The sequence below is a fragment of the Moraxella pluranimalium genome, assembly GCF_002014825.1.
GTDB classification, from domain to species: Bacteria; Pseudomonadota; Gammaproteobacteria; order Pseudomonadales; family Moraxellaceae; genus Moraxella; species Moraxella pluranimalium.
The window spans coordinates 1-5,111 of the sequence record NZ_MUYU01000024.1 but is presented as its reverse complement, the minus strand read 5'-3'; the positions used below and the strand labels follow the sequence as shown (position 1 = coordinate 5,111).

Sequence of the window (5,111 nt, the reverse complement as noted above, 5' to 3'; positions counted from 1 at the left end):
AAACCACTTGGGTGTTGTATGGTCAAGCCAAACGAGCAATTAGTATTGGTTAGCTACATGTATCACTACACTTCCACACCCAACCTATCAACGTCGTAGTCTACAACGGCTCTTTAGGGAAATCTCATCTTGAGGTGGGCTTCCCGCTTAGATGCTTTCAGCGGTTATCCCATCCGAACGTAGCTACCCGGCAGTGCCACTGGCGTGACAACCGGAACACCAGAGGTTCGTCCACTCTGGTCCTCTCGTACTAGGAGCAGATCCTCTCAAATTTCCAACGCCCACGGTAGATAGGGACCGAACTGTCTCACGACGTTCTAAACCCAGCTCGCGTACCTCTTTAAATGGCGAACAGCCATACCCTTGGGACCTGCTTCAGCCCCAGGATGAGATGAGCCGACATCGAGGTGCCAAACACCGCCGTCGATATGAACTCTTGGGCGGTATCAGCCTGTTATCCCCAGAGTACCTTTTATCCGTTGAGCGATGGCCCTTCCATACAGAACCACCGGATCACTAAGACCTACTTTCGTACCTGCTCGACTTGTGGGTCTCGCAGTTAAGCGCGCTTTTGCCTTTATACTCTTTGAACGATTTCCGACCGTTCTGAGCGCACCTTCGTACTCCTCCGTTACTCTTTAGGAGGAGACCGCCCCAGTCAAACTACCCACCATACATTGTCCTTGATACTGTTATATCTAAGTTAGAACCCCAACATAACCAGGGTGGTATTTCAAGGATGGCTCCATAGGAACTGGCGTCCCTACTTCAAAGCCTCCCACCTATCCTACACAAGTTAGGTCAAAGTTCAATGTAAAGCTGTAGTAAAGGTTCACGGGGTCTTTCCGTCTAGCCGCGGGTACACAGCATCTTCACTGCGATTTCGATTTCACTGAGTCTCTGCTGGAGACAGCGCTGCCATCATTATGCCATTCGTGCAGGTCGGAACTTACCCGACAAGGAATTTCGCTACCTTAGGACCGTTATAGTTACGGCCGCCGTTTACTGGGGCTTCGATCAATAGCTTCGCTTGCGCTAACCACATCAATTAACCTTCCAGCACCGGGCAGGCATCACACCCTATACGTCCACTTTCGTGTTTGCAGAGTGCTGTGTTTTTAATAAACAGTTGCAGCAGCCTGGTATCTGCGACTGCCAACAGCTTACACCGCGAGGGTTTCACCGTCGGCAGCGTACCTTCTCCCGAAGTTACGGTACCATTTTGCCTAGTTCCTTCAGCAGAGTTCTCTCAAGCGCCTTGGTATTCTCTACCTGACCACCTGTGTCGGTTTCGGGTACGATTTGTTTATGACTATCGCTTAGAAGCTTTTCCTGGAAGCATGGTATTTGCCACTTCGCCAGTAAACTGGCTTGCTATCAGATCTCAGTAATAGCCTAGCGGATTTGCCTACTAAGCCTACCTACATCCTTCCACCTGGACAACCATCGCCAGGCTGGCATAACCTTCTCCGTCCCTCCATCGCATCATAAACAAGTATCGGAATATTAACCGATTTCCCATCGACTACGCCTTTCGGCCTCGCCTTAGGGGTCGACTCACCCAGCCCCGATTAACGTTGGACTGGAACCCTTGGTCTTCCGGCGAACGGGCTTTTCACCCGTTTTGTCGTTACTCACGTCAGCATTCGCTCTTGTGATACCTCCAGCATACCTTACGATACACCTTCACAGGCTTACACAACGCTCCCCTACCACTTAATTGAAACAATTAAATCCGCAGCTTCGGCTCCTAGTTTGAGCCCCGTTACATCTTCCGCGCAGGCCGACTCGACTAGTGAGCTATTACGCTTTCTTTAAAGGGTGGCTGCTTCTAAGCCAACCTCCTAGCTGTCTGTGCCTTCCCACATCGTTTCCCACTTAACTAGGAATTTGGGGCCTTAGCTGGCGGTCTGGGTTGTTTCCCTCTTGACGACGGACGTTAGCACCCGCCGTCTGTCTCCCGGATAGTACTCATGGGTATTCGGAGTTTGCATCGGTTTGGTAAGTCGGGATGACCCCCTAGCCGAAACAGTGCTCTACCCCCCATGGTATTCGTCCGAGGCGCTACCTAAATAGCTTTCGGGGAGAACCAGCTATCACCGAGTTTGATTAGCCTTTCACCCCTATCCACAAGTCATCCCCTACCTTTTCAACGGGAGTGGGTTCGGTCCTCCGGTGCCTGTTACGGCACTTTCAACCTGCTCATGGATAGATCACTCGGTTTCGGGTCTATACCCTGCAACTATGTCGCCCTATTAAGACTCGGTTTCCCTACGGCTCCCCTATACGGTTAACCTTGCTACAGAATATAAGTCGCTGACCCATTATACAAAAGGTACGCCGTCACGGAACAAGTCCGCTCCGACTGCTTGTATGCACACGGTTTCAGGTTCTATTTCACTCCCCTAACAGGGGTTCTTTTCGCCTTTCCCTCACGGTACTGGTTCACTATCGGTCAGTCAGGAGTATTTAGCCTTGGAGGATGGTCCCCCCATCTTCAGACAGAATTTCTCGTGTTCCGCCCTACTTAATATGTCTCATAAACAGTTTCGCATACAGGACTATCACCTACTATGGTTGGCTTTCCCACGCCATTTTGCTACTGTAAATTCGATCGGCTCCTCCCCGTTCGCTCGCCGCTACTTGGGGAATCTCAATTGATGTCTTTTCCTCGGGGTACTGAGATGTTTCACTTCTCCCGGTTTGCCTCATAAAATAAATTATGATACCTAAGTTATCTTAGGTGGGTTTCCCCATTCAGAAATCGCCGGGTCACAGGATATTGCCACCTCACCGACGCTTATCGCAGGCTATCACGTCTTTCATCGCCTCTGACTGCCAAGGCATCCACCATGTGCACTTCATTACTTGACCATACAACCCCAAGTAGTCTTGGTGTTATAAGGGTAATGTGTAACGATCTTCACCTATGTTTACGCTTGATTCAGTTCTCTTTACTTTAGGTGATTGTATTTTGGGGTACAATCACCATGGTTAATAAATTACGTTGGATAATTTATTAACCCAGACTCATAATCATGTTGTTAAATAGTGTTATAAACTTCGTCAGTTTATAAAGTAAAAGCATAAATAAGAAATCTCTTATTAAATTGCTTATGTATGCTTTGATGTTTAAATGGTGGAGCCAAGGAGAGTCGAACTCCTGACCTCCTGCGTGCAAGGCAGGCGCTCTACCAACTGAGCTATGGCCCCAATTTAATGGTGGGTCTAATAAGACTTGAACTTATGACCCCCGCGTTATCAACACGGTGCTCTAACCAACTGAGCTATAGACCCGTTTTAAACATCTTACCAAAGAACAACTTGTTGTGGATTCTTGCCAATCAGATATCTTCATTAAGGAGGTGATCCAGCCGCAGGTTCCCCTACGGCTACCTTGTTACGACTTCACCCCAGTCATCGACCCCACCGTGGTGATCGCCCTCTTGCGTTAGGCTAACCACTTCTGGTGAGATCAACTCCCATGGTGTGACGGGCGGTGTGTACAAGGCCCGGGAACGTATTCACCGCAGCATTCTGATCTGCGATTACTAGCGATTCCGACTTCATGGAGTCGAGTTGCAGACTCCAATCCGGACTACGATTGGCTTTTTGAGATTAGCATCACATCGCTGTGTAGCAACCCTTTGTACCAACCATTGTAGCACGTGTGTAGCCCTGGTCGTAAGGGCCATGATGACTTGACGTCGTCCCCGCCTTCCTCCAGTTTGTCACTGGCAGTATCCTTAGAGTTCCCGGCATAACCCGCTGGTAACTAAGGAAAAGGGTTGCGCTCGTTGCGGGACTTAACCCAACATCTCACGACACGAGCTGACGACAGCCATGCAGCACCTGTATCACAGTTCCCGAAGGCACTAAGCTATCTCTAGCGAATTCTGTGTATGTCAAGACCAGGTAAGGTTCTTCGCGTTGCATCGAATTAAACCACATGCTCCACCGCTTGTGCGGGCCCCCGTCAATTCATTTGAGTTTTAACCTTGCGGCCGTACTCCCCAGGCGGTCTACTTATTGCGTTAACTGCGTCACTAAGTCTTCAAGAGACCCAACGACTGGTAGACATCGTTTACGGCGTGGACTACCAGGGTATCTAATCCTGTTTGCTACCCACGCTTTCGCACCTCAGTGTCAGTATGATGCCAGGGAGCTGCCTTCGCCATCGGTATTCCTCCAGATCTCTACGCATTTCACCGCTACACCTGGAATTCTACTCCCCTCTCACCTACTCTAGTTACCCAGTATCAGATGCAGTTCCCAGGTTAAGCCCGGGGCTTTCACATCTGACTTAAGTAACCACCTACGCGCGCTTTACGCCCAGTAATTCCGATTAACGCTTGCACCCTCTGTATTACCGCGGCTGCTGGCACAGAGTTAGCCGGTGCTTATTCTGTAGGTAACGTCAGGGCTAATGGGTATTAACCATTAGCTTTTCCTCCCTACTTAAAGTGCTTTACAACCAAAAGGCCTTCTTCACACACGCGGCATGGCTGGATCAGGCTTTCGCCCATTGTCCAATATTCCCCACTGCTGCCTCCCGTAGGAGTCTGGGCCGTGTCTCAGTCCCAGTGTGGCTGATCATCCTCTCAGACCAGCTACAGATCGTCGCCTTGGTAGGCCTTTACCCCACCAACTAGCTAATCCGACTTAGGCTCATCTAATAGCGAGAGCTTGCGCCCCCTTTCACCCGTAGGTCGTATGCGGTATTAGCTTGAGTTTCCCCAAGTTATCCCCCACTACTAGGCAGATTCCTAAGCATTACTCACCCGTTCGCCACTAGGTATCAGGAGCAAGCTCCCTAACCTCGTTCGACTTGCATGTGTTAAGCCTGCCGCCAGCGTTCAATCTGAGCCATGATCAAACTCTTCAGTTTAATCTTTAAGTTGCCTAATTACTTAGGACTTTAATATTGGCTCATTTATTATTACTAGCAATATTTGCTCATCGTGTAAATGAATTAACTTTGAGTATTCTTGCTGAATATAAATGATAATTTTTTTAAGATTATCTTGTATTCGCAAAAATCCACACAAGTTGTTCTTTAGTTTTGATTTTAAATAGTGTTAGTCATACTATCGTCTAGTGGATGACTTGAG

Annotated in this window: 2 tRNA genes and 2 rRNA genes; all 4 read right to left on the bottom strand. The window is 48.9% G+C overall.

Annotation, left to right across the window (positions count from 1 at the left end):
* Positions 1-18: 18 nt before the first annotated feature.
* The 4 genes from B0680_RS08850 to B0680_RS08835 all read right to left on the bottom strand — a co-directional run bounded on the left by B0680_RS08850 (position 19) and on the right by B0680_RS08835 (position 4,888).
* A 23S ribosomal RNA gene (locus tag B0680_RS08850) occupies positions 19-2,874 on the bottom strand.
* A 263-nt stretch (positions 2,875-3,137) separates the two neighbouring features.
* Positions 3,138-3,213: transfer RNA gene (locus tag B0680_RS08845), tRNA-Ala, on the bottom strand.
* A 7-nt stretch (positions 3,214-3,220) separates the two neighbouring features.
* Positions 3,221-3,297: transfer RNA gene (locus tag B0680_RS08840), tRNA-Ile, on the bottom strand.
* Positions 3,298-3,358: 61 nt separating this feature from the next.
* Positions 3,359-4,888 (bottom strand): 16S ribosomal RNA (locus B0680_RS08835).
* Together the 16S and 23S rRNA genes with 2 tRNA genes alongside form the textbook arrangement of a ribosomal RNA operon.
* Positions 4,889-5,111: the final 223 nt, after the last annotated feature.